General features: G+C 69.8%; 19 protein-coding genes and 3 pseudogenes. 12 read left to right on the top strand and 10 right to left on the bottom strand.

The window, feature by feature from the left end; genetic code table 11:
* Positions 1-18 precede the first annotated feature (18 nt).
* The 3 genes from OHT57_RS16180 to OHT57_RS16170 form a co-directional block, all read right to left on the bottom strand.
* On the bottom strand, positions 19-963 hold the full coding sequence (locus OHT57_RS16180; RefSeq protein ID WP_328747115.1) for a fumarylacetoacetate hydrolase family protein: 945 nt from the start codon (positions 961-963) through the stop codon (positions 19-21).
* Positions 960-2,564, bottom strand: a complete 1,605-nt coding sequence (locus OHT57_RS16175) for an MFS transporter (protein WP_328747114.1) — start codon at positions 2,562-2,564, stop codon at positions 960-962. Before OHT57_RS16175 ends, OHT57_RS16180 begins: the two co-directional genes overlap by 4 nt.
* Positions 2,565-2,668: 104 nt before the next feature.
* On the bottom strand, positions 2,669-3,598 hold the full coding sequence (locus OHT57_RS16170; protein ID WP_328747113.1) for an MBL fold metallo-hydrolase: 930 nt from the start codon (positions 3,596-3,598) through the stop codon (positions 2,669-2,671).
* Between the two features lie 146 nt (positions 3,599-3,744).
* Between OHT57_RS16170 and OHT57_RS16165 the strand changes: the two genes are divergently transcribed.
* Together OHT57_RS16165 and OHT57_RS16160 are read left to right on the top strand one after the other, a co-directional pair.
* Positions 3,745-4,383 carry a TetR/AcrR family transcriptional regulator gene (locus OHT57_RS16165; RefSeq protein ID WP_328747112.1) on the top strand — a complete coding sequence of 213 codons (639 nt, stop codon included), beginning with the start codon at positions 3,745-3,747 and terminating at the stop codon, positions 4,381-4,383.
* A 94-nt stretch (positions 4,384-4,477) separates the two neighbouring features.
* A pseudogene (locus OHT57_RS16160) lies at positions 4,478-4,621 on the top strand (VapC toxin family PIN domain ribonuclease); the annotation flags it as partial.
* Here OHT57_RS16160 and OHT57_RS16155 read toward each other — a convergent pair.
* A pseudogene (locus tag OHT57_RS16155) lies at positions 4,622-5,005 on the bottom strand (TetR/AcrR family transcriptional regulator); the annotation flags it as partial.
* Complete coding sequence (locus OHT57_RS16150; RefSeq protein WP_328747111.1) at positions 5,002-5,493, bottom strand: hypothetical protein; 492 nt, start codon at positions 5,491-5,493, stop codon at positions 5,002-5,004. The gene OHT57_RS16150 and the pseudogene OHT57_RS16155, both read right to left, overlap by 4 nt.
* Before the next feature lie 1,259 nt (positions 5,494-6,752).
* Here OHT57_RS16150 and OHT57_RS16145 point away from each other — a divergent pair.
* The 5 genes from OHT57_RS16145 to OHT57_RS16125 all read left to right on the top strand — a co-directional run bounded on the left by OHT57_RS16145 (position 6,753) and on the right by OHT57_RS16125 (position 13,716).
* Positions 6,753-9,137 carry an MMPL family transporter gene (locus OHT57_RS16145; protein ID WP_328747110.1) on the top strand — a complete coding sequence of 795 codons (2,385 nt, stop codon included), beginning with the start codon at positions 6,753-6,755 and terminating at the stop codon, positions 9,135-9,137.
* Between the two features lie 140 nt (positions 9,138-9,277).
* Positions 9,278-10,639, top strand: a complete 1,362-nt coding sequence (locus OHT57_RS16140) for a sensor histidine kinase (RefSeq protein ID WP_328747109.1) — start codon at positions 9,278-9,280, stop codon at positions 10,637-10,639.
* Positions 10,600-11,535 carry an SGNH/GDSL hydrolase family protein gene (locus OHT57_RS16135; protein WP_328747108.1) on the top strand — a complete coding sequence of 312 codons (936 nt, stop codon included), beginning with the start codon at positions 10,600-10,602 and terminating at the stop codon, positions 11,533-11,535. The genes OHT57_RS16140 and OHT57_RS16135 overlap by 40 nt, the downstream gene beginning before the upstream one ends.
* Before the next feature lie 217 nt (positions 11,536-11,752).
* Positions 11,753-13,063 (top strand): sensor histidine kinase, encoded by a 1,311-nt coding sequence (locus OHT57_RS16130; protein WP_328747107.1) that lies wholly within the window; start codon positions 11,753-11,755, stop codon positions 13,061-13,063.
* On the top strand, positions 13,060-13,716 hold the full coding sequence (locus tag OHT57_RS16125) for a response regulator (RefSeq protein ID WP_266717383.1): 657 nt from the start codon (positions 13,060-13,062) through the stop codon (positions 13,714-13,716). Before OHT57_RS16130 ends, OHT57_RS16125 begins: the two co-directional genes overlap by 4 nt.
* Here OHT57_RS16125 and OHT57_RS16120 read toward each other — a convergent pair.
* Together OHT57_RS16120 and OHT57_RS16115 are read right to left on the bottom strand one after the other, a co-directional pair.
* Positions 13,686-14,369, bottom strand: a complete 684-nt coding sequence (locus tag OHT57_RS16120; protein ID WP_328747106.1) for a DedA family protein — start codon at positions 14,367-14,369, stop codon at positions 13,686-13,688. The two genes, OHT57_RS16125 and OHT57_RS16120, sit on opposite strands and share 31 nt — an antisense overlap.
* Positions 14,366-15,097: a class I SAM-dependent methyltransferase gene (locus tag OHT57_RS16115; protein ID WP_328747105.1), complete on the bottom strand. Its 732-nt coding sequence runs from the start codon at positions 15,095-15,097 to the stop codon at positions 14,366-14,368. Before OHT57_RS16115 ends, OHT57_RS16120 begins: the two co-directional genes overlap by 4 nt.
* A 132-nt stretch (positions 15,098-15,229) precedes the next feature.
* On the opposite strand from OHT57_RS16115, the gene OHT57_RS16110 reads away from it, so the two are divergent.
* Together OHT57_RS16110 and OHT57_RS16105 are read left to right on the top strand one after the other, a co-directional pair.
* Entirely contained in the window at positions 15,230-16,375 is a 1,146-nt protein-coding gene (locus OHT57_RS16110) for a sensor histidine kinase (protein WP_328747104.1), read from the top strand.
* Positions 16,372-17,022, top strand: coding sequence for a response regulator transcription factor (locus tag OHT57_RS16105; protein ID WP_328747103.1), 651 nt, complete (start codon positions 16,372-16,374; stop codon positions 17,020-17,022). The genes OHT57_RS16110 and OHT57_RS16105 overlap by 4 nt, the downstream gene beginning before the upstream one ends.
* Positions 17,023-17,035: 13 nt before the next feature.
* Here the strand turns inward: OHT57_RS16105 and OHT57_RS16100 are convergent.
* The 3 genes and pseudogenes from OHT57_RS16100 to OHT57_RS16090 all read right to left on the bottom strand — a co-directional run.
* Positions 17,036-17,218: pseudogene (locus OHT57_RS16100) on the bottom strand (aldo/keto reductase); the annotation flags it as partial.
* Between the two features lie 137 nt (positions 17,219-17,355).
* Complete coding sequence (locus OHT57_RS16095) at positions 17,356-18,486, bottom strand: ABC transporter substrate-binding protein (RefSeq protein WP_328747102.1); 1,131 nt, start codon at positions 18,484-18,486, stop codon at positions 17,356-17,358.
* Between the two features lie 175 nt (positions 18,487-18,661).
* On the bottom strand, positions 18,662-19,699 hold the full coding sequence (locus OHT57_RS16090; protein WP_328747101.1) for a LacI family DNA-binding transcriptional regulator: 1,038 nt from the start codon (positions 19,697-19,699) through the stop codon (positions 18,662-18,664).
* A gap of 344 nt (positions 19,700-20,043) precedes the next feature.
* On the opposite strand from OHT57_RS16090, the gene OHT57_RS16085 reads away from it, so the two are divergent.
* From OHT57_RS16085 to OHT57_RS16075, 3 genes are read left to right on the top strand one after another with little or no spacing between them, the layout of a single operon-like run.
* Positions 20,044-20,991 (top strand): carbohydrate ABC transporter permease, encoded by a 948-nt coding sequence (locus OHT57_RS16085; protein ID WP_328747100.1) that lies wholly within the window; start codon positions 20,044-20,046, stop codon positions 20,989-20,991.
* Positions 20,988-21,809 (top strand): carbohydrate ABC transporter permease, encoded by an 822-nt coding sequence (locus tag OHT57_RS16080; protein ID WP_328747099.1) that lies wholly within the window; start codon positions 20,988-20,990, stop codon positions 21,807-21,809. Before OHT57_RS16085 ends, OHT57_RS16080 begins: the two co-directional genes overlap by 4 nt.
* A 55-nt stretch (positions 21,810-21,864) precedes the next feature.
* Positions 21,865-23,130, top strand: coding sequence for an ABC transporter substrate-binding protein (locus OHT57_RS16075; RefSeq protein WP_328747098.1), 1,266 nt, complete (start codon positions 21,865-21,867; stop codon positions 23,128-23,130).
* Positions 23,131-23,145 lie beyond the last annotated feature (15 nt).

The raw sequence follows: 23,145 nt of genomic DNA, 5'->3' as shown, positions 1-23,145 counted from the left end.
CCCCACGAGTACCGGGAGTCATCCCCTGCGGCGGGCAGATGGCAGACGGATTGGGGCGACGCCCTCGACGACGGTGTTGCTGATGATGCCGATGCCCTCGACCGTCATGGTGACGATGTCGCCGGGGGCCAGCGGCGGGGGTTCGAACGTGCCGTTGCGGCCCCAGAGTTCGGCCAGGCAGCCGCCGTTGCCGCAGGTGCCGGAGCCCAGGACGTCGCCGGGGCGGATCCAGGTGCCGCGGGAGGCGTACGCCGACATCTCCTCGAACGTCCAGGCCATGTTGGCCAGTCGGTCCTGGCCGACGGTCTCGCCGTTGACCTGCACGGTCAGTCCGAGGTCGAGGAAGCCTTCCGGGTTGCGGTGGGGTTCGAGCTCGTCGGCCGTGACGAGCCAGGGGCCGAGGGTGGTTGCAGTGTCCTTGCCCTTGGCCGGGCCGAGTTTGACCTTCATCTCGCGGCCCTGGAGGTCGCGGGCGGACCAGTCGTTGAGGATCGTGTAGCCGAGGATGTGGTCGCGTGCCTGCTCGGGGGTCAGGTCCCGGCCGGCCTTGCCGATGACGGCGGCCACTTCGAGTTCGAAGTCGAAGCGTGCGCAACCCGGCGGCACCGGCACGTCGTCGTGGGCGCCGATCACCGAGTACGGGTTGGTGAAGTAGAACGCGGGGGCTTCGTACCACTCGGCGGGGACGGTGTCGCCGTATCCCTGGGCGATGCCCGCGACATGGCTCTCGAAGGTCACGTAGTCGCGTACGGTCGGCGGTCGCAGCGGTGGCAGCAGCCGTACGTCGGCCAGGGGCAGCGGCAGGGAGCCGGTCAGGGCACGTTCGCCCGCCCCGCGCAGGGACTGCTCGCCCTCCATGACCAGATCCAGCAGTTCGACGGGGTATTCGAACGGGTGGACCTGATCGTCGGCGACGGCTCCCGCCTGCCATTTCCCGTCGTGGACGAAGGTCGCGAACCTCATGCCGGGCTCCCCTCCGCCTCGGCCGGCCGCGTGCCGCTGGGCCGGAAGCCGACGAAGACGGCGGCGATCACAGCGGCGGCCGTACAGGCGGCGGCGGTGAGGATCAGTCCGTTGTTGTAGCCGTGGGCCAGGGCGTCCGTGGTGTACGGGGCGAGCTTGGCGCTGAGCGGGCCGAGGTCGGCGGTGTGCAGGGCGATCGGGCCGCCCTCGTGCAGGACGGCGGAGGCGATGCCGTGCTCCTTGGGGGTCAGGCCCGCGTCGGCGAGGCTGCCGGTGAGCTGACTTGTGGCCATGCCGAGGGCGACGGCGCCGACGATGGCGGGGCCGAGGGTCTGGCCGAGGTCGCGGACCAGGCTGGTGGTGGCGCTGGCCATGCCGGTCAGGGTGGGCGGTACGACGTTGACGGCGGCGGCGGTGAGGGCGGCGACGACCAGACCGAAGCCGACACCGTTGAGCACCAGCGGCCCGAGCAGGGGGATCAGGCCGCTTTCGTGGATCGGCACCGCGCGCAGCCACAGTTGGGCGCCGGCCAGCGAGACGAACCCGGTGACGAGCATGGGGCCGGGGCCGACGCGGTGCAGCAGGCGGACCAGCAGCGGCCAGATGAACGGGGTGATGCCCTGGACGATCACGAAGGGCACCGCGGCCTGGAAGGGGCTCTGGTGCTGGATGACGCCGAGGCGGATGCTCAGGTCGTACGCGCCGCCCAGGAAGCCGAACATGCCGATCACCGCCATCGCGGCCGACGCGGCGAAGGCCGGAATGCGGAACAGCTCCAGGCGCAGCATCGGGGCCGCGCTGCGGCTCTCCACCAGCACGAACGCGACGATGAACACGGCGAAGGCGACGAAGGACGCGACGACGGGTGCCGAGCCCCAGCCGTCGGAGGGGCCTTGGATGATGCCGTACAGGAGGGCGACCATGGCCACGGCGATGGTGATCTGGCCCGGCCAGTCGAGCGAGCGACCTTCGGGGGCGCTGGACTCGGTGGCCAGCAGCCAGGCACCCACCGCGGTGATCACGGCGAGCACGCCGGTCACGCCGAACGCCCACTGGAAGGAGGCGTGTTCGACGATCCCGCCGGACATCAGCGGGGCGATCAGGGCACCCAGCGACAGGGCCGTGGTCCAGGAGGCCAGCCCCTTGGCTCGCGCGGCCGGTGTCGGCGTGCCGGCGATGATCATCGACAGGGAGGCGGGGAAGAGCGCGGCGGCTCCGATGCCGGAGATCGCCTGACCGGTGATCAGCTGGGCTGCCGAGTCGGAGGTGGCTGACACCAGATAGCCGACGGCGGACAGCAGCGCCGCGCCGACCACCAGTTTCTTACGGCCGTACAGGTCGCCCACGACGCCGAAGGTCAGCGCGAGGACGGCGGCGGGCACCAGGAAGGCGTCACTGATCCAGGTCAGTTCTCCGCCTGATGTCTGGAGGGTGCGCTGCATGACGCCGTTGATCGCGGCGGGCAGGACCAGGCCGATCTGGGCCAGGCAGACGGCCAGACAGGCGGCGATGATCGTGCGGGTGTGGTGTGCCGTGGCGGCCGGTGGGGTGTCGGACCACGACGGGGCGGCGGATGGGTCGTAGGCGGGGACGGAGACCATGTCTCCTCCTTGGCAGGGTTGGCGGGACGTATGGCCCGAGGGGACGGCGAGGAGTACGCGCACCGGAAGGGGCGGTGCGCCGGTCGGCGGAGGGCGGGGCGTCGTCAGACGCGGGGGCAGAGCTCGGCCATGCAGCCGAACAGCCCGGGGCCGTCGAGTGGGGGCAGGGTGGGGTCGAGCTCCCGGTAGACGGTGTGCACGTTGACGGCGAGGCGTTCGCTCTCGTGCAGGTCGGCGAAGCGGCCGAGGCGGATGTCGCGGGCCGCGTCCAGGGCCGGCATTCCGGCGGTGAAGCGGGCGGTGGCCTGCTCGTGGACGTATTCGAGGTAGTCGCGGATCTCACGGACCGCCTGTTTGGTGGTGACGGGGCCGTGGCCGGGCACGACAGTGTCTGCGTCGAGGCCCAGCAGCAGATCGCAGGCGGCGAGCCAGTGGGCGAAGGGGCCGTGCCAGACGATCGGCGCCGCCCCGGCGAAGACGATGTCGCCGGTGTAGACCGTCCGGGCCTGCGGCACGTGCACGATCGTGTCCCCGGCGCTGTGCGCGGGGCCCACGTCGATGAGGCGGACCTCGGTGCCGCCGATGTTCAGGATCGTCTCGCCGTCGAAGATTCGGTTCGGGAGGGCGGGTTCGATGCCCGCGTAGTCGAAGCGGCCGAAGATCCGTCGCGCGAAGTATCCGGCGGGGCTGTCCATACCGGTCAGTGCCAGCATCTCGGCCGGACCCACCTGCCGCATGTCGGCCACGGACCCGCGGGCCGCGATGATCTCGGCGTGGGCCACGAGCTGGTTGCCGAACCAGTGGTCGCCGTTGCCGTGGGTGTTGACCACGGTGGCGATCGGCGCGGTGGCGGTCAGCGGCGTCAGCGCGTCGAGCATGGTCTTGGTCAGCCGCAGGTCGTAGAGGGTGTCGACGAGCAGCGACTTGCCCCGGCCGGTGATCAGCCCCGCGTTGCTCATGCCCCATCCGGCATCGCCCGCGATCCAGGCGTAACAGCCGTGTCCGAGCTCGACACAGCCTGTTCGGGATGCCACGGAAGCCACGTTGCCTCCTGTCTCGTCCCGCGTCAGATAGCGAGACCTCGGTATATGTTTGGACTGGAGTCCATCAATGGAGGACAATCTAAGAAGGTGGTATGGCGGCGTCAATACCCGTGCAGCCCTGTGCTGTACTGGAGGCCATGAAGATCCCGGAGGCAGGAGTCGAAGTCGTGCCCGCAGCGCCGCCCGTCGGACGCCGGGAACGCAAGCGCCAGCAGGTGCGCGATCAGCTCTACGCCGCGGCGCTGCACTTGTTCGTCACCCAGGGGTACGAGGCGACGACCATGGACCAGATCGCCGAAACCGCCGACGTTGCCCGGGCCACCGTCTTCAACTACTTCTCACAGAAGGTCGGGTTCCTCGAGGAATGGGGAGCCCGCCGCCGAGCCCGCGTCAACGAGATCCTCGGCTCCCAGCGCGCCGAGGACCTGCCGGTCGGAGACCGGCTGCGCCGTTACCTGAAGGAGATGGCCGACCTCAATGTCGCCTCCCGCGCCGAGACCACCGTCCTGATGGACGCCTCCGCGAGGTATGGCAGCCTCCTTCAGGATCCGTCCCTGGAGATCGAACTCGCCAGGATCGTCGAACAGGGTCAGCAGCGCAGGGAGATCAGGGCAGACGTCGGCTGCGACCAGGCCGGACAACTGCTGGCCGCCTGCTATTTCACGACAATCCTGCGCTGGATCCGAGAAGAACCAGCCCCCTTCGACCTCCACGAGCGACTCACGGGGGCGCTCGACATCATCCTGCCGGGTCTCCTCGTCGGCGAAGCGGCCTGACGCGGCACGTCACCTTCATCCAGCGGCTCACGCAGAGGCGACCCCACCCTTCAGCCGCCCTACGCCCCGGGCCTACTGGTGGGCCGCTGGGGCACTGCCGCCGTGGGAGGGGTACATCGCAGCCGGGGTGTTTCACCTCTGTGAGCCGACACGCGCCGATTTTCTCTACTCGGTAACCAGCCCGTCTCACCGGGACGAGCTCGCGGAGGAACTGGACGCGCTCTGCCTGCTCTCTCCCGATGGCGGCTTGGCGCTCGTGGGCGTCCGCGTCGGCGGCGGCGCTCTTCGAGCGGTTCCAGACCTCCGGCGGTCCAGTGCGGGTCACGATGGCCGTCGGGGACGTACAGGCCAACGTACGCGTCGAGCCGTTCGCGGGCTGACGATGCCCCTACGAGCAGCCGCCCGCGCTCGGTGCCGACCACCCCTCGCTCCACTCCAGGGTGCGCAGCAGTAACTCGTCCTTGGAGTGGAAGTAGTAGAGGAGATCACCGCTGCTCATGCCGGCCTCAAGACCGAGTGCTGCCATGGTGAGCTTCTCCAGACCGCGCTCGGCGATCATCTCCATGGCCGTGGCGAGCAGGTCCTCGCGGGGCGGTGCGGTGTTGCGACGATGGGTGCTTATGGGGCGGACTCCACCCGGACGGTGTCCGGGACGAGCCGGGTCTCGTAGCCGCCCGAGCAGTCGGAGGCCGTGATGGCGACCTCGGCTCCGCACGAGCAGACGCGATTGACTCCGTAGTACGGGCTCAGGCCACAGCAACCGCTGATGCGCGAGGTGTCGGGGTGAAAGCCGAGGTCGACGACGTCGAGCGGGTGCAGGACGTACGTGCCGCACGGCCCGGCGGAGACGAGTGAGCCCCGCTCGTCGGACATCCACATCCCGCCGGGCACGATTCCGTCGTACGCGTCCTCGTCCTCGCACGGCTCGAACGGCGCCCCGAACGGCAGCGGATCGACCACATAGACGCCGCGCGGCACGCTCGCCGGGCCGTGTCGTCGTCCCTCCGCGTCGGGCCTGCCGTCCCAGCCGGGGTACTCGGGCATCTCGTCGATCCGCCGGACGGGCTCGGTCAGACGGAGCCCGCAGGCGGCGCAGCACAGTACGTTCACTTGTATGTTCTACCTGACCTTCGTGGCTCTCAGGCCTTCGGCTACTGCGTGACAGGACGGTCGCCAAAGGCCGGGACAGCATGACCTTCACCGACGTGGCAGCCCGGTCTCTGGCCCTCAGTCGCAGGCAGGGTTGTGGGTTGTGGACGCGACCGGTCTGTCTGAGGCTGGTTCCGGTGGACGGGATCGCATCTTGACGTCAGGGAGGATGCTCCACCCCGGTGCCTGGGATGGAGCATCAGCGCGTCGGTAAGGGACTCCGTCGCGCGAAGGGTTCCAGCCACTCGGCTGAACTGGGCGGACGCGGCTGCTGCTGTGGTGAGCGTCCAACTCATCGACTCCCAGGGGCCATTGAGGGGCCACAAGGACAGGAGCAGGCCGACAAGCACTGCACAGGGCTGACACTGATCAGCACGCCTGACCTGTAAGAACGGCGTGAATCGGCAATGATCGGCAAAGGCCGCCAAGATCCTCAAAGGACTCATAATCCGTCGGCCGTGGGTTCGAGTCCCACCCGCCCCACCTGCGCAGGCTCCTGACCTGCGGAAACGTTCATTTTTGGGTGGCGGACCGTCAAGTTTGCCTGGACGGACTGAATCCGCTGCTCGCGACTTCTGAGCGGGGCGAGACTCTTACTCCCTCGCCGAGCAGACGTCGCGCTGACCTGCGGTAATGCTGATGATCAGGGCTTGTGCCGACGAGCCGGCAGTGCCTCCGCGGCTTCGACCTTTGATCCTGGGGACATGTTGGGGACGCGGGGTTTCGGAGGGGTCTGCTGACCACCGTCCGCGGGCCATCCACCGGCCGCCCAGGAAGCTTCCGTGCGGGACTGCTGACCAGGTTCGGGTGCAACTTCGAGGAACTCGCACCGGGGCGCGAGGGCTTGGTGCGCGCTGGGCGGAAACTGCCCGAACAGAAAAACGGCCCGGTCTGTTCGATGAGCTGCTCGAGTGGGCCGCCGTCGCCCCGCGCAGCCCATGGCTTCATGGAGATCGCTGTTCCTCGGGGGTATGGGCGCCGAGGTCTGGTCCGATGATGTCGGCCGGTTCGGCTCGAGGGCCGGGAAGTCTCCCGCCGGCCAGGGCGTCGCCGACCAGCGTGCTTCGAAGAGGGCAGGGCGTAGTACTGCGGTACTAACGGGTCCCGCCGTATTCCGTTCCGCGGTACGGGATGGTTGCCCGATACCGCTCCTACGTTGAGATCGCGGGTCAGTCAGGACCGGCTCACCCAATGATCTCTTCTCCTGGTGGGAGTACTCCGTGGCCACCTTCCTCTATCGGCTCGGCCGGCTGGCGTTCCGGCGACGACGCGTCGTCGTGATGCTGTGGGTCGCCGTCCTGGCCGCCATCGGCATCGGCGCCATGACTGCGCCCGGCACCTCCTCCGGGGCCCTGAGTGTTCCGGGTACGCAATCGCAGAAGGCGATCGACCTGCTGCGGAAGGAGTTCCCGCAGGCCTCCGCCGACGGCGCCACCGCACGTGTGGTGTTCGAGGCACCCAGCGGGCAGAAGCTCACCTCCGCCGCCAACAAGGCCGAGGTCGAGTCCCTCGTGGCGAAGCTGGAGAAGTCGCCGCAGGTGTCGGGCGTCACCGATCCCTTCACCAGCGGCCTGGTCAGCAGGTCCGGCACCATCGCCTACACCCAGGTGTCCTACAAGGTCACCCAGGCCGACGTCAGCGGCGCGGCCCACGCCGTCCAGAGCGACGTCGTAGCCCAGGGTGAGAAGGCCGGCCTGAAAGTGAGCCTGGGCGGCAACGCCGTCGAGGCCAAGGCCGCGAGCAAGGCGGCCGAGCTGATCGGTGTCGGGGTCGCCGCCATTGTTCTGGTGATCACCTTCGGCTCGATGATCGCCGCCGGACTGCCCCTGCTCACCGCCATCCTCGGGGTGGCCGCGGCCGTCCTGTCGGTCACGCTCGCCACCCGTTTCTTCGACCTGGCCTCGTCCTCCACGACCCTGGCACTGATGCTGGGCCTGGCCGTCGCCATCGACTACGCCCTGTTCATCGTCTCCCGCTACCGCAACGAGATCCGCGACGGCCATGAACCGGAGGAAGCCTGCGGACGTGCCGTGGGCACCGCCGGGTCGGCGGTCGTCTTCGCCGGCCTGACCGTGATCGTCGCGCTGAGCGGCCTGAGCGTCATCGGCATCGCCCTGCTCACCGCCATGGGGCTGGCCTCCGCCTTCGCCGTGGCCGTCGCCGTGGTCATCGCGCTGACCCTGCTGCCCGCCCTGCTCGGCTTCGCCGGTATGCGAATCATGAAGGGCAAGCTGCACACCCGCCGCATGAAGGCGCTGGAGCGCGGCGAGGGCGAGTCGATGGGTGTGCGCTGGGCGAAGTTCGTCACCCGCAACCCGGTCAAGGTGCTCGCGGTCTCGGTGGCCGGCCTGGCATTGGTGGCCATCCCCGCGATGTCCCTGAAGATGGCCCTGAACGACGACTCCGGAAAGCCCCCCGGCAGCACCCAGCGCATCGCCTACGACACCCTCAGCAAGGGCTTCGGGCCGGGCTTCAACGGGCCGCTCACCGTGGTCGTCGACGCCCGCAACAGCGACGACCCCAAGGCCGCCGCCCAGAACGCGTACACCATGCTGGGCAAGCTGGACGATGTCGCGGCCGTCCGTCCTCCCTCCTTCAACCAGGCGGGCGACGTGGCCCTGCTCGGCGCCGTCCCCAAGAGCGCCGGCACCAGTGAGGCCACCAAGAACCTCGTGGGCGAGATCCGCGGCCACGGCGGCGCCCTGCACCAGGAGACCGGCGCCGACCTGATGGTCACCGGCCTGACCGCCGTCAACATCGACGTCAGCACCAAGCTCTCCGACGCCCTCATCCCCTACCTGGCCATCGTCGTCGGCCTGGCCCTGATCCTGCTCCTGCTGGTCTTCCGGTCGATCGTGATCCCGCTCAAGGCCGCCCTGGGCTTCCTGCTCAGTGTGGTCTCGACCCTCGGTGTCCTGGTCGCGGTCTTCCAGTGGGGCTGGCTGAAGGACCTCTTCGGCGTTGATCAGACCGGGCCGATCGTCAGCCTGCTGCCCATCGTGCTGGTCGGCGTGGTGTTCGGACTCGCCATGGACTACGAGGTCTTCCTCGTCTCCCGCATGCGGGAGGAGTACGTCCACGGCGCCGAACCCATACAGGCCATCGTGCAGGGGTTCCGACACAGCGGCCGGGTGGTCACCGCCGCCGCCATCATCATGATCTCCGTCTTCTCAGGATTCCTCCTCGACGACGAGGCACTGATCAAGTCGATCGGTCTGGGACTCGCCGCCGCCGTGTTCTTCGACGCCTTCGTCGTCCGGATGACCATCGTCCCGGCGGTGATGGCCCTGCTCGGCCACCGCTCCTGGACCCTGCCGAAGTGGCTCGACCGCATCCTGCCGAACGTGGACGTCGAGGGCGAGAAACTGCGCCACACGCTCGAAGCCGAGCAGACGGACTCCGCGCCCGCGTCCGTACCCGTGCTCGCCGGTGCCGCCGCTACGGTCCACGTGGGCTCGGACGACCACCGTGCCCCCCGAGCCTTCACCGGCGTCCGCGGTTCTGACGACACGGAGACGCAGGCACCTGCCCAGAAGGCCGACGCGACGGAGCCGCAGGCACCGGCCCGCAGGAAGCTGCTGAAGAACCCGTTGCGCAGGAGTTGACGACAGCGAGCCGCAGCACCGGCTTCCGCACCGGCTCCTGACGTGGTGGCCGACTCTCACCGGCCGTCCTCCCCGCCCCGCCCGCCGGCCCGATCCCCCCGGGTCGGCGGGCGGCCCGACCTTGCGAAGGGCCCACCACCGTGCCCGCACCGAGTGCCCCCGCGCCCGCCCCACACCCGGACGAACGCCAGTTCCTCCAGGCTCTGACGAGCGATCCCGAGCAGCGGGTGATCGCGTCGGTGGTCTCCCGGCTCGCCTCGTGGCGGCGGGCCGACCGGGCCCACCCCTGGGTCCGGCGGTGGGGGGTCCCGGTGTTCTGCCTCGCGGTCGGCAGCGACGCCTACGCCAATCCCCACAACGTCAGCGACCCCCAACTGCCGATCGTCCTCGCCTTCTGCATCCCGCTGCTGTGGCGGGAACGACGCCCCCTGCTGGTCTTCGCCCTCACCACGGCCGTCTCGATCGTGTCCCTCCCTCTCGGTGTGCTGACGGGCGCGGAGTTCGCCCGGGTGGTTGCCCTCTTCAACGTCGGCCGTCACTGCAGCCCACGCCAACTGGCGGCCGCCACGGGCGTCACCCTCGTGCAACTCGTCGCATGGGCCTACTTCTTCTGGCGCGGCCGGCAGCTGGAGTACGTCACGCGTCCGGAGCCCGTGACCTTGATGGTGATGGTCGCCATGGCGGCGTTCGCGGCACTGGGCCTGCTCCTCAGGCTGGCCTACGCCTACATCGACGCACTGAAGAAACAACGCGACCAGCAGGCCCGGCTCGCCACCGCGCAGGAACGCACCCGCGTCTCCCGGGAGATGCACGACATCCTCGGCCACACCCTCGCCGTCATCGTCGGCCTCGCCGACGGCGCCGCCGCTCTCGCCGAGGCCAAGCCCGAACGCGGCGCTCAGACCCTCCGTCTCATCGGCGTCAGCGGCCGCGACGCCCTGGCCGAACTGCGCCGCCTGCTCGCCGTCATAGGCGACGACCACGACGACCACGACGGCCGGGACGGATCGCACGGCGTCCCACTGGCCCCGCAGCCCGGCCTCGCCGACCTCGACGCGCTGCTCGACCGAGTCCGCGCCGCCGGCCCCACCGTCGCCCTGCACGCGCACGGCGACCTCACCGGTCTGGCCCCCGGACTCCAGCTGTCCGTCTACCGCATCGTCCAGGAAGCCCTGACCAACACCGTCAAGTACGCCGTCCACGACACCTCGGTCCACGTCTCCATCGCCGTCGACCCCGACACTGTGCGCCTCACCGTCGAGGACACCGGCCCGCCCCGCTCGCCACGTGCCCGCCGTGGCCCGACCGGCGGTGGCCGGGGCCTGGTCGGTATGCGTGAGCGGGCCGCCCTCTACCGGGGAGAGGTCACCGCCGGCCCCAACCCGCACGGCGGCTGGACCGTCCACGCCGTCCTCCACGTGCTCGCCCCATCCAGCACCGCCACGACGACAGGAGAGAACCCATGGGAGCCTACGCACGCGCAGCTCTGGCCGGAATCGTGAGCTGCGGTGTTCTGCTCACCGCCGTCCTCATCGGACGGCCGGACGGCAACCGGGACAGCTTCCAGGACGAGCGACCGAGGCCGGGGCCCTACGTCGCGCTGGGCGACTCCTACACCTCCGGCCCGAAGATCCCCCGACAGTCAGGGACACCGGCCGGCTGCGACCGCTCCGACCACAACTACCCCGCCCTGGTGGCACGCCAACTCGGCGTGCCCGCCGCCGACTTCAGGGACGTCAGCTGCAGCGGCGCCACCATCAGCGCCCTCACCGCGCCGCAGAAGACGTCCAACGGCACCAATCCCGCCCAGCTCTCGGCCCTCTCGGCACGGACGCGACTGGTCACCCTCGGCATCGGTGGCAACGACATCGGCTTCGGCTCGACGGTCACGAAATGCGTCACGATGGGTGCGATGTACCGCGCGACCGGCAGCGGCCGCCTCTTCTCCGACGACGCGCCCTGCGAGAAGCAGTACGTCGACGGCGGCACCGACGAAGTGAAACAGAAGATCCAGGCAACCGGCCGAAGGCTTTCCGCGGCGCTGGCCGAGATCGAACGGCGCGCGCCGAAGGCCCGGGTCTACGTCGTCGGCTATCCGTCGATCCTGCCCGCCGGAGGGAAGGGCTGCGGCAGGGAGCTGCCCCTCGCACCCGGCGACGCGAGCTACCTGCACGACAAGGGGGAGCAGCTCAACACCATGCTGCACGAGCAGGCCGAGGCAGCGGGAGTGACGTACGTCGACACCTACTCACCGTCCGTCGGCCACGACGCGTGCTCGGCGCAGAAAACCCGCTGGATAGAGCCCCTCCAGCCCAGCAGCCCGGCCGCCGCCGTCCACCCGAACGCGCACGGCGAGCAGGGCATGGCCGATGCCGTGCTCCGCACGATCGCCCCATAGCAGCCGCGAGGAGGAGGAACGTAGTACTCCGGTACCGGCCGGCGTCGCCGTATTCCCGTCCACGGTGCCGTAGCGCCCGTCGATACCGCTTCTAGGGTGAGGTCCGGGCCCGGCAGGCCCGTCCGCGCAAGACCTCTTACGATCACGGAAGAGCGATCGGTCCCGGTCGGCGCTCTGCCCCAGGCGCCGCCCGCCCGCACCGCGAAGGGCACAGACCTTGACCCCCACGCCGCCACACGATTCCCGGCCCGAGCTGCCCGAGGCACTGACGAACGACGCCGAGCAGCGTGTCATCGTGTCGATCATCGCGTGGCTGTCGTCCTGGCGGTGGGCGGACCGGGCCCACCCCCGGGTCCGGAGGTGGGGCGTACCGCTGTTCTGCGCCGCCCTGGGACTGCCCTCCGTACTCCATCCTGTCGGCGGATCCGGGGTCTCCGAAGAGCTGGTCCTCACCGTCGCCGTGGCCGTTCCGCTGCTGTGGCGGGAGCGCAGGCCCATGCTGGTCTTCGCGCTCGTCACCGCCACCGCCGTGCTGACGGAGTCCACCGGGACCCTCCACGGCGCCAACGCCAGTGCCGACGTCGCCCGCATCGTGGCCCTGTTCAACGTCGGCCGCTTCGCCACCCCCGGCCGGCTGCTCATCGCCGTCGCCGTCTCCCTGACGCAGCTCGTCGCCTGGGCCGCCACGCTCTGGCGCGACGGGCAGCTGCAGTACGCCGCACGGCCGGAAATCCTCATCCTGCTGGGGGTGGTGACCGTGACGGCCATCGCCGGTCTCGGTCTCGCCACCCGCCTGGTCAACGTCGTCATCGCCGCCCTGCAGAAGGAGAAGGACCAGCAGGCCCGACTCGCCGTCGCCCAGGAACGCGCCCGAGTCTCCAAGGAGATGCACGACATCCTCGGCCACACCCTCGCCGTGATCGTCGGTCTGGCCGACGGCGCCGCGGGCCTGACCGAGGCGAAGCCGCACCGCGGTGCCGAGACCCTGCGGATCATCGCCGGCAGCGGCCGCAGTGCCCTCGCCGAACTGCGCCGCCTCCTCGCCGTCATCGGCGACGAGAGCGACCGGCCGCACGATGCCCCGCTCGCCCCGCAGCCCGGCCTGGCCGACCTCGATCCGCTGATCGAACGTGTCCGCGCGGCAGGTACGGCCGTCACCCTCGGCACCGACGGTGACCTCACCGCACCGGCCCCCGGTCTCCAGCTCGCCGTCTACCGCATCGTCCAGGAAGCCCTCACCAACACCCTCAAGTACGCCGCCGCCGACACCTCCGTCAGCGTCCGGGTTGCCGTCGGTTCCGACACGGTCCACGTCGATGTCGAGGACACCGGCCCCCCGCGCGCACCCCGGTCCCGCAGACGGAGCACCGGAAGCGGCCGCGGTCTGGTCGGCATGCGCGAGCGCGCGGCCATCTACCAGGGCCGGGTCATCGCCGGCCCCAACCGCGAAGGCGGCTGGAGCGTCCACGCCCGCCTCCTGACCGCCCCGCCCCTCCACACGACCACAACGGAGAACCCCCGCACATGACCACCGTGCTCATCGTCGACGACCAGGCCCTGCAACGCCTCGGCTTCAGCATGCTGCTGGAACAGCACCCCGACCTGACCCTCATCGGCGAGGCCACCCACGGCGCCGAAGCCGTCCGCAAGGCCGCCGAGCTCAAGCCCGACGTCGTCCTCATGGACGTCCGCATGCCCGGCATGGACGGCATCGAGGCCACCAGACGCATCGTCGAGTCCGGCGGACGCTCCCGCATCCTGGTCCTGACCACCTTCGACCTCGACGAATACGCCTACGACGCCCTGCGCGCCGGAGCATCCGGGTTCCTGCTGAAGGACGCCATGCCCGACGAACTCGTCGCCGGCATCCGCGCGGTGGCCGCCGGGGACGCCGTCATCTCGCCCGGTCTGACCCGCAAGCTCATCGATGCCTTCGGCAGCCGTCTGCCGGGCCACACGCCCGAACAGCAACGTCAGCTGGCCCGCCTCACCAACCGCGAACGCGAGGTGCTCACCGCCGTCGCGACCGGCTGGAGCAACACCGAGATCGCCGAACGCTTCTCCCTCGCCGAATCCACCGTCAAGTCGCACGTGAGCAGCATCCTCACCAAGATCGGGGTCCGGGACCGGGTCCAAGCCGTGATCTTCGCCTACGACACCGGCCTTGTCCGGCCCGCCTGAACGTGGCCGGTGGGCGTTGTCCCAGGCCCGGACGCCGGTTCCTGGGCTTCATCAGACAGCGGACGGCGCTTCCTTCGCCGCAGCAGCACGCCCCCGATCACGATCAGCGCGACCAGGGCGAGGGCAGGGCCGCCCAGGGTGAGGACGCGCTGGAGAGAGGTCGCGGCGGCGTATCCGACACCTGCTTCCGCCGTGGCCCACACACAGGCGGCGACGACGCTGTAAGGAGCGATGTGGCGGTAGGGCAGGCGGGTGACGCCCGCGGAGTGCGGGGCGAGAGTGCGCACCACCGGCAGGAAGCGGGCCAGGAAGACCGCTCGGCCGCCGTGGCGCGTCATCAGCGTCTCGGCCTGGTGCCAGGCGGCATCCGGTATCCGACGGCCTATCCGGCCTCCGCGCAGCCGGGCACCGAGGAACCTGCCGGTGCGGTGGGCGAGGAAGTCACCCGCAACCACGGCTCCGGCCGCGGCAGCGATCACGAAGGGAAGGCTGAGGGGGCCGGTGCGGGCCATTGCGCCGGCGGTCAGGAGCAGGGTGAGCGTGGGGATGAACGCGCCGACGAGAAGGATCGACTCGGCCAGGACGGCGGCGGCCACCACCGCGTACGCCGAGGCCGGCGAGATATGACCGAGGATGTCGGAGAGCGCGTTCACCGACTCGCCCAGCCGGTCTGCGGTTCGGGCTGGTCCGTTTCCGTGGAGACGAGAGGGCGTTGCAGATGCCAGACGTAGGCGGGGGGAACGTTGGCCCATACCGTCCAGCGGCCTGTGGCGTAGGTGCGCTGGTAGGCGGCCATGACGTCGTCGACGGCGGCGTGGCGTCGGGCTTCGGCTCGCGATGCCGTCAGGGCACGCGCCTTGCGGGTGCCGAGGTAGGCGAAGTAGGTCAGCGTGCCGCCGGGGTGGAGCAGTTCCATGTAGCGGGCCATGATGCGCTCGACCTGCACGGGCGGGAAATTGGTCAGCGGCAGCCCCGAGACGATCACGTCGTACCTCTGGTCGCTGTCGAGCTGCTCGACGTAGGTCTGATGCACGTTCACCTGTGCGGGCCTGGCAGCCAGGTCTGGATGCGTGGTGACGAGATGGCGCAGTCGCGCGGCGAAACGTGGGTTCGCCTCGACGATGTCCAGGCGGCTGGCTCGGGGCAGTGCGGGTATCAGGGTGCGGGTGACCGCGCCGGTGCCGGCACCGGCCTCCAGGACCGCAAGCGGGCGGGGCGCCTGAGCCCGTACGGGATCGGTCAGAGCGCGGGCCAGGGCCTTTCCGCTGGGGGCTATGGCACCCGTGGTGCGCAGATCACGGGCTGCCTCGATCAGGAACATCCAGCCTTCGGCGTTGCGCTGCGCCAGGACACGGTCGTGGGAGGTGGTCCAGTCGTTCATGGAATCAACGCTAGAAAGCAGCGACCGGCATCGGATCCGCCGTTCTGCGACGGCTTCCCCCTACGAAAGTAGGGGATGAACATCGCCGACCGCCGGACCGAACGGCGCACCGGTCTGCCTAGCATGGGCCAGGTGAGCAGCAGAGAAGGCCGCAGATGGGCGGCCTACGGGCGAGGCGCACTCGTGGGGTTGTGCGTACTGGCCGCCGCGTCGAACGACATCTCGTTCGACGGGCGCCACCTGGTCCCCGTCATCACCGCGGCGCTGGTGTGCGGAGTGGCCCTGCTCGTGCCCCGACTGCGCCGGCCGGTCGCGCCGCTGCTGGTCACCGTGGCCACGGCATGGTGGGGATGGCCATTGCTGCCGCTGCTGGCAGTCGCCCTGTTCGACCTGGCCGTGGATCGCCGGGCGCGGGTGGCGGTGGGATGTGCCGTCGCCGCCCTGGGCGCCAACCTGCTCAGCTACCGGGCCACCTCCCTGTGGACGGCGCAGACCTACGCGTCCACGCTGCTCCTCCCTGCGCTGGCCGTCCTCGTCGGGCTGTGGCTGGGTGGCCGGCGCCGCCTGGTCCGGGCACTGGCAGCCGACGTCGAGCACCTGCGCGTCCAGTCGCAGCTGCGCGAGGAAGCGGCCCGCATCGCGGAACGCTCCCGTATCGCCGCCGAGATGCACGACGTCCTGGCCCATCGCCTGAGCCTGATCGCGCTCCACACCGGCGTGCTGGCCACCAAGGGCGACATGCTGCCCGCACCGGTCGTCGAACGGCTCGGTCTGCTGCGCACGGCATCCGCCGAGGCCCTCACCGACCTGCGCGACGTCCTCGGTGTGCTGCGCGACCCCGACGCCCCGCCGGCCGGCGCCGCGCTCACACCGGTGATGGGGGACGTAGGGGAACTGGCGGCCGAGGCCCGCGCCGCCGGCCAGCACGTCGAGCTGACCACCGACGGCCTTCCCGAGCAGGCTCCCACCACCCACCGCCTGGCCGTGCACCGCGTCGTCCAGGAAGCACTGACCAACGCCCGCAAGCATGCCGACGGCGCTCCGGTGACGGTACGCATCGACTACCGGCCGCCCGCCACCCTCGTCGAGGTCACCAACCCTCCTGGCACTCCCCGCACGGACACCGTCGGCAGCGGCTACGGACTCGTCGGCCTGCGAGAACGCGTCACCACCCTCGGCGGCAGCCTGAACGCCGGACCGGCCGGCGCGGGCGCGTGGCGACTGGCCGCCCGCATCCCCCACCCCGCCGGCATCGAACAGAACGGCACCCGCACATGATCCGCACCATGATCGTCGACGACGACGCCCTGGTCCGCCTCGGCCTCGCCGACCTCCTGGACGGCGACCCCGGCATCGAGGTCGTCGCCCAGGCCCCCGACGGCCTGAAAGCCATCGAACAGGCCACCGCCCACCGCATCGACGTCGCCCTCGTCGACGTACGCATGCCCCGCATGGACGGCATCACCGCCACCGCCCGCCTGCGAGCCCTGCCCCACCCGCCGAAGGTGATCACCCTGACCACCTTCGACCTCGACGAATACGTCTACGACGCCCTCGCCGCAGGAGCCGACGGATTCCTGCTCAAGGACACCGACCCCGCCGAAATACTGCGCGCCGTCCACCTGGTGGCCGCCGGCTCGGCCATGCTCCACCCCGCCGCGGCCCGCCGCCTCATCGACCGCTACCACGCCACCAACCAACCCCAGGTCACCGCGGCCCAGGCCCGGCTGGAGCGGCTCACCCCCCGCGAACGCGACGTACTCGCCCTGCTCGCCCAGGGCGACACCAACGCCGACATCGCCGCCCGTCTCGCCATGCGCGAGAGCACCGTCAAGGCCCACGTGAGCCGCATCCTGACCGCGCTGGAGGTCACCAACCGCGTCCAAGCCGCCCTCGTGGCCCGCGACGCAGGCCTGGCCACCTGACCCGAGCATGTTGTTACTGCCAGGTCGGCATCATGGCCGCCGGGTAGCGGGAGCCGGCCGATCCGTGCGGCAGGATCTCCTGGACGCGGGCGAGGTCCTCGGATGTGAGCGTGACCTGCGCGGCGGCCACGTTCTCTTCCAGACGCTGCGAGCTGCGGGTGCCCGGGATGGGCACGATGTCGTCGCCCTGCGCGAGCTGAGCGCAGGCAACTGGCGCAGTGGGCGCGGCGGGCCAAGACCGCCCATTTCCTCGCGCTGCGAGCCCGGGGCGGCAGAGTGTCAGGTCTGGCGGGCGCGGGCGCGGGCGCGCCGGCCGACGCACCCGCCCCACGTCTATACCCCTGGGTGCAGTCCCAACCAGCCGGGCGTCGGGTCGCCCTTGACCTCGCCGAAGTACAGGGCGAAGGTCTGCTTCCAGCGCTCGATCGCGGCGCGGTCCTCCATGAAGCGGGGGAAGCCGTCCACGTGGGCGTTCGGGTACTCCCACATCGGCTTCAGTCCCGCCGGGGGTGTGATGTCGGTGCGGACGGACCAGCCGTTGAAGGAAGCGTTCTGCATCTCCTTCGACAGCTGCCAGTTGAGGAACAGCTTGGCGGCCGTGGAGTTCTTCGCCTGCTTGAGGACGGCCACGCGCTGGCCCCAGGCCATGAACGGATGTCCGGCGTCGATGGCGAACGTCACGGGAGAGGTGCTGACCGCGGACCCCGCGGTGCCGACACCGATGACCTGCTGCCCGCCGAAGACGGCATCGCCCGGGGTGTTGCTGCCGCGCGCGAACCGCACGTCCTGGGCGGCGAACTTCGCCACCCAGTCCCAGCCGTACTTCTGCACGTACAGCGTGAAGAGGTACAGCACCGCGTCGTCGTCGTGCGGGTAGGAGGAGGCGATCTTGCCCTTCCACTTCGGGTCGACCAGGTCACGCGGGGTGAGCGGTGTCTGCGAACCGACCGCGGCCGTGTTGTACATGAAGCTGAAGGCGAGCGCGGTGGTGGCCACCCAGGCGCCCTGCGGGTCCTTGAACCCGTCGTAGACCTTCGAGAATCCGGCGGGCTTGTAGTTCAGCAGGCGGCCCTGTCCCTTCCAGCGGGTGAAGTCCTGGAGGGTCTGGAGCTGGACGACGTCCGGGACGAGGGTGCCGGTGGCGAACTGGTTGTCGACGCGGACGTCCTGGTACTTGCTGTAGTCGACGATCAGCGTCAGGTCGATGTCCGGGAAGCGGGCCTTGAAGGCCGCCTTGGTGCCGTCCTGCTGGGTGGGGGTGTCGCCGCCAGCGTACACGACGAGCTTCCCGCCCTCCGCGAGCGCGGCCTGGTAGAGCTCGTCGAGCGTCCGCGTCTCCTCGCGCCCGCCCGCACCGCGGTAACCCGCCGGGGCGGCCGTGGCCGGAGTCGCGGTGGCGCCGAGGGCTCCGACGCCGAGGGCGGCACTGGTGGCCAGGACATGTCGTCTGCTGAAGGTGGGCACGCTGAGGAGGCCTCTCTCGTGGGGGGTGGTGAAGCCCGGCGCTGGGTGCGGCCAAGGTCGTCGGGCGCCCTTCATTCTTGCCTGGCCCCGCCCGGATGGGCAACGTTCCCCACAGGCTTAATCCAACGTTCAATCGAACGATTGAACGCCCGCTGCACAACTCGGAGCTGACGCCCTACTCCGCCAGCCGCGCAGTGGACCGGCGCGGAACGAGCGTGGGAGTGAGGGTGATCTGGGCTGATCGGCGGCCACGGTCGGCGATCCGTTCCAGGAGGAGGCGTACGGCGTTCCGGCCCATCTCGCGACCGCCCTGGTCGACGCTGGTGAGGGAGATCGGGCCGAACGCGGCGAACGTGGTGTTGTCGTAGCCGGCCACCGAGAGGTCGCCGGGCACGGACAGACCGGCTTCGGCGACCGCTTCGAGCACGCCCATGGCGACGATGTCCGCTCCGGCGAAGATGGCCGTGGGCCGGACGGGCCGGGTCAGCAGTTCCTTCGTGCCCCGGTAACCGCCGTCCTGGGTGTAGCTGGTGGAGACGACGTCGATCCACTCCTCCAGCCCGTTCTGCCGCATGGCCTGGCGATAGCCGTCGGCGCGGCGGGCGTTGGGCATTTCCGTGAGGCGCGTCGGGTCGGTCTCGTGATGCTCGATGTGGGCGATCCGGCGATGTCCGAGGCCGGCCAGGTGGCCGACGACCAGGGCGGCGCCCTCGATGTCGTCGTCGGCCACCGTGTCGTACGCGGGGGATGAGCCGTGGCGGCCGATGACGACGGTCGGCACCGCGGTGCCGATGCGCTCCATATGGGCGCGTGGCGAGATCGGTGCGACCAGGATGATGCCGTCCATGCCGCGGTCGACCATCGCCTCGGTGACGCGGGCCTCCTCCTTCTCCCCGTTGCAGCCCGGGCCGAGGAGCACCTGGTACTCGGTGTCCGCGAGCGAGGCGGTGATGCCGTCGAGGATCTCGGGGAAGAAGGGGTTGCGGATGTCGGGCAGCATGACGCCGATGGTGTACGTCTGTCCGCGCAGGCCCCTGGCGCCGGCGTTCGGCCGGTAGCCCAGTTCGTCGATCGCGCGGCGCACCTTGGCGCGCATCTCGGGGCTGGCTCCGTACGCGTTGCGCAGCACCTTGGAGACGGCTGTCGTGGACACCTGCGCGTGACGGGCGACGTCGACGATGGTGACGCGTCGAGGCCGGGCCTGCGGCTCCATCCGGTTCCTTGTCCTTCGGGAAACGTTGTCGGCGAGTGTAGGGCGGAATCGCGACTTGGTGGGGCCGTCGCAGGGGCTGAGCTGCGTCGCCGCCGTAACAATCACGCAGCTTGTGCGGCATCTTGACGTCACGCAGGACGCTCTCTAGGGTCTGGCAACACCTTTGGGAAACGTTACCCATCGGCCCCCGGGTCATCCGTCCCCGCATCCGACCACCGGACCATCCGACACCTGGACCGCATCACCCACGACGACAACCGGTCGGCGCCCCGCGCAACAGTCCGCAGTGCTGGAGCCTCGATTCAACACTCTGTTTGAAACGTTTCATGAGAGGAGGTCCGTCGATGACCCTCGCCCCGCACGAGCAGCTGCCGGACCATGACCGGCCTCCGGATGCGGAGCCGGTGCCGAAGGTCCGGCGGGCGCGCACCACCCCGCCCTGGTGGTTCGCGCTGCCCGCGCTGCTGCTGTTCGCCTTCGTGGTCCTGGTGCCGAGTGTCCGCGGTGTCTACTACGCCTTCACCGACTGGGACGGTCTCGACCCCGACTTCTCGTTCATCGGCCTGGACAACTTCTCCGACATACTCGACGACCCCGACGCAATGCAGGCCATCTGGCACACCCTGCTGATCGCCGTGTCGATCACGGTCGTCCAGAACGCCGTGGGTCTGCTGCTGGCCCTCGGCGTCAACTCGGCGATCAAGTCCCGCAACGCGCTCCGGGTGTTCCTGTTCGCCCCGGCCGTGATCACCCCGATCGTCACCGCCTACCTCTGGCGCAACCTGCTCGGCCCGGACGGCGCGGTCAACAGCCTGTTCGGCGCCGTGGGGCTGGACGGCTGGCAGCAGGACTGGCTGGGCAGTCCGCAGGTCGCCTTGTGGTCGGTGATCGGAGTGATCGTCTGGCAGTACGCCGGCTACTCGATGGTCATCTTCCTGGCCGGACTTCAGTCCGTGCCCAAGGAGATCCATGAGGCGGCCGCCATCGACGGGGCGGGCCCCGTGCGCCGCTTCTGGTCGGTCACGCGCCCGCTGCTGGCCCCGGCCCTCACCATCAACCTGATGCTGTCGATCATCGGCGGGATCAAACTCTTCGACCAGGTCTACGCGTTGACGGGCGGCGGCCCCGGCCACGCCACCGACACCCTCTCCACGCTGATCTACAAGGACGCCTTCACACTCGGCGAGTTCGGCTACAGCATCGCGCTCGCCGTCGTCCTCACGATCATCGTGGCGGTCGTCTCGACCGGTCAGTACCTCGTGCTGTCCCGCAACGAGAGGACCATGTCATGATCCGCTACCGCCGCCGCACCCTCGCGCTGGAACTGGCGATGATCGTCGCCGCCCTGGTCGTCGGCTTCCCGGTGTACGTCCTGGTCAACCTGGCCGTACGCCCGGCGTCGGACACCTCGTCGCCCATCAGCCCGACCACCTCACCCACCCTGGACAACTTCACCCAGGCCTGGCAACAGGGCGCGCTCGGCGGGGCGTTGGCCAACAGTCTCCTGGTGACGGTGTGCAGCGTCGTCATCGTGCTGGCCGTCTCGTCGCTCGCGGCCTACCCGCTGGCCCGCGTAGCGGCCCGCTGGTCCCGGGGAACGTATCTGACCTTCCTCCTGGGCCTGGTCCTGCCCTTCCAGCTGGCCGCGCTGCCGCTCTACCAGACCATGCGCGACATGGGACTCCTTGGCGCTCCCTGGGCGTTGGTCCTCTTCTACTCCGGCCTGCAGGTGCCGTTCACCGTCTTCCTCTACGTCGGTTTTCTGCGCGCCCTGCCCCGGGACTTCGAGGACGCCGCCCTGATCGACGGCTGCACCCCGCTCCAGGGGTTCCGCCACGTCGTCCTGCCGATGCTCAAACCGATCACGGTGACCGCCCTCGTGCTCAACACGGTCGCCATCTGGAACGACTTCTTCACCCCGTTGCTGTATCTCAGCGGCAGCGCGCAGCAGACCATGCCGGTCGCCATCGCCGGGTTCGTCGGTCAGTACGTCACCGACTGGAACCTCATCTTCGCCGCACTGGTGATCAGCATCCTGCCCGTCCTGCTCGTCTACTTCCTGCTCCAGCGCAGCATCATCAACGGCTTCGCGGGAGGGCTGCGCGGATGACACACGCCGCCCACCCGTCCCTCATGCCCGGTGGCTCTTCCCCGAGGGGGACTTCATGAAGACACGCACACTCCCGGCCCTGATCGCGGCGCTGACATCCGTGGCGGTGCTGGCCGCCTGCAGCGGCGGTACCAAGGCAGGAGACTCCGGCGGGGGATCGAAGACCCTGACGCTCGCCTCCGTCGACCAGGGCTCCGTCGAGGACGTCGTCAAGGCCTTCGAGAAGGCCAACCCCGGCGTCAAGGTCCGCTATACCACCAGCGGCGCCGACCAGTACCAGCAGCAGATCCGCACCCAGCTGTCCTCGGGCACCGCGCCCGACGTGATGTCGGTGTGGCCCGGCAACGGCAACCCGGGCGCCACGGTCGTCCTGGCCAAGCCCGGCTACCTGCGCGACCTTTCGGACCAGCCCTGGGCCGCCAAGATGCCGGACGCCATCAAGACCGTCGCGCAGTACGAGGGCAAGACGTACAACGCGATCTTCGGCCAGAACGGCATCGGCGCTGTGTACAACGAGCAGGCCATGCAGAAGGCGGGCCTCACCCCACCCGACACCTGGACCGATCTGCTGGCCTTCTGCAAGGCCGCGAAGGCCAAGGGAACCCCCGCCTTCGCACTCGGCAACCAGGACAACTGGGTGACCCAGCTGGTCCTGTACGCACTGGTCGCCACGACCGTCTACGGCCCGGACCGCGACTTCGACCAGAAGATGCAGGCGGGCCAGGCCACCTTCGCCCGGTCGCAGTGGGCCACCGCCCTGGGCAAGTACCTGACGATGGAGAAGACCGGCTGCTTCCAGAAGAACCCGCTGGGCACGAACTACGAGGCCAGCCAGGCCCTCGCCGCCTCCGGCAAGACGCTCGGCATCATCCAGGGCAACTGGGTGATCGCCCTTCTGAAGGGCAAGAACCCGCAGGGCACGTTCACGCTCAAGGCGCTGCCCGCCACCGACGACCCGTCCCAGACCCTCATCCCGGCGGCTGCGGGCGCAGGCTACGGCGTCAACGCCAAGGCGAAGAACAAGGAACTCGCCCTGAAGTTCGTGAACTTCGTGATGGCACCCGAGGGCATGAACCTGTTCGTCAAGAAGCAGGGCGGTCTGCCCTCCCTGCCGGACACGGGGTACGTGGCGGATCCGTCCCTGGCCGAACTGTCCAAGTTCATCACGTCGGACCGCACCGTGCCGTTCATGGACCAGCTGTGGCCCAACGCCAAGGTCCAGCAGACCATGCTCAGCGGCCTTCAGGAGATCTTCAGCGGGCAGTCCACGCCCGAAAAGCTCCTCGACGAGATGGACACCGACTACAAGGCCGGCTCCTGACCACCCCCCCCAACA

It is taken from the genome of Streptomyces sp. NBC_00285 (genome assembly GCF_036174265.1).
In the GTDB taxonomy this organism is placed as follows: domain Bacteria; phylum Actinomycetota; class Actinomycetes; order Streptomycetales; family Streptomycetaceae; genus Streptomyces.
Note: the sequence above shows the minus strand (reverse complement) of the source record. Positions and strands in the feature narration are given on the sequence as shown.

Coding starts and splice junctions, on each gene's coding strand:
- OHT57_RS16180 (WP_328747115.1), bottom strand. CDS start 963: ATGAGGTTCGCGACCTTCGTCCACGACGGGAAATGGCAGGCGGGAGCC.
- OHT57_RS16075 (WP_328747098.1), top strand. CDS start 21,865: ATGAAGACACGCACACTCCCGGCCCTGATCGCGGCGCTGACATCCGTG.
- OHT57_RS16115 (WP_328747105.1), bottom strand. CDS start 15,097: ATGAACGACTGGACCACCTCCCACGACCGTGTCCTGGCGCAGCGCAAC.
- OHT57_RS16125 (WP_266717383.1), top strand. CDS start 13,060: ATGACCACCGTGCTCATCGTCGACGACCAGGCCCTGCAACGCCTCGGC.
- OHT57_RS16165 (WP_328747112.1), top strand. CDS start 3,745: ATGAAGATCCCGGAGGCAGGAGTCGAAGTCGTGCCCGCAGCGCCGCCC.
- OHT57_RS16090 (WP_328747101.1), bottom strand. CDS start 19,699: ATGGAGCCGCAGGCCCGGCCTCGACGCGTCACCATCGTCGACGTCGCC.
- OHT57_RS16175 (WP_328747114.1), bottom strand. CDS start 2,564: ATGGTCTCCGTCCCCGCCTACGACCCATCCGCCGCCCCGTCGTGGTCC.
- OHT57_RS16080 (WP_328747099.1), top strand. CDS start 20,988: ATGATCCGCTACCGCCGCCGCACCCTCGCGCTGGAACTGGCGATGATC.
- OHT57_RS16135 (WP_328747108.1), top strand. CDS start 10,600: ATGGGAGCCTACGCACGCGCAGCTCTGGCCGGAATCGTGAGCTGCGGT.
- OHT57_RS16085 (WP_328747100.1), top strand. CDS start 20,044: ATGACCCTCGCCCCGCACGAGCAGCTGCCGGACCATGACCGGCCTCCG.
- OHT57_RS16105 (WP_328747103.1), top strand. CDS start 16,372: ATGATCCGCACCATGATCGTCGACGACGACGCCCTGGTCCGCCTCGGC.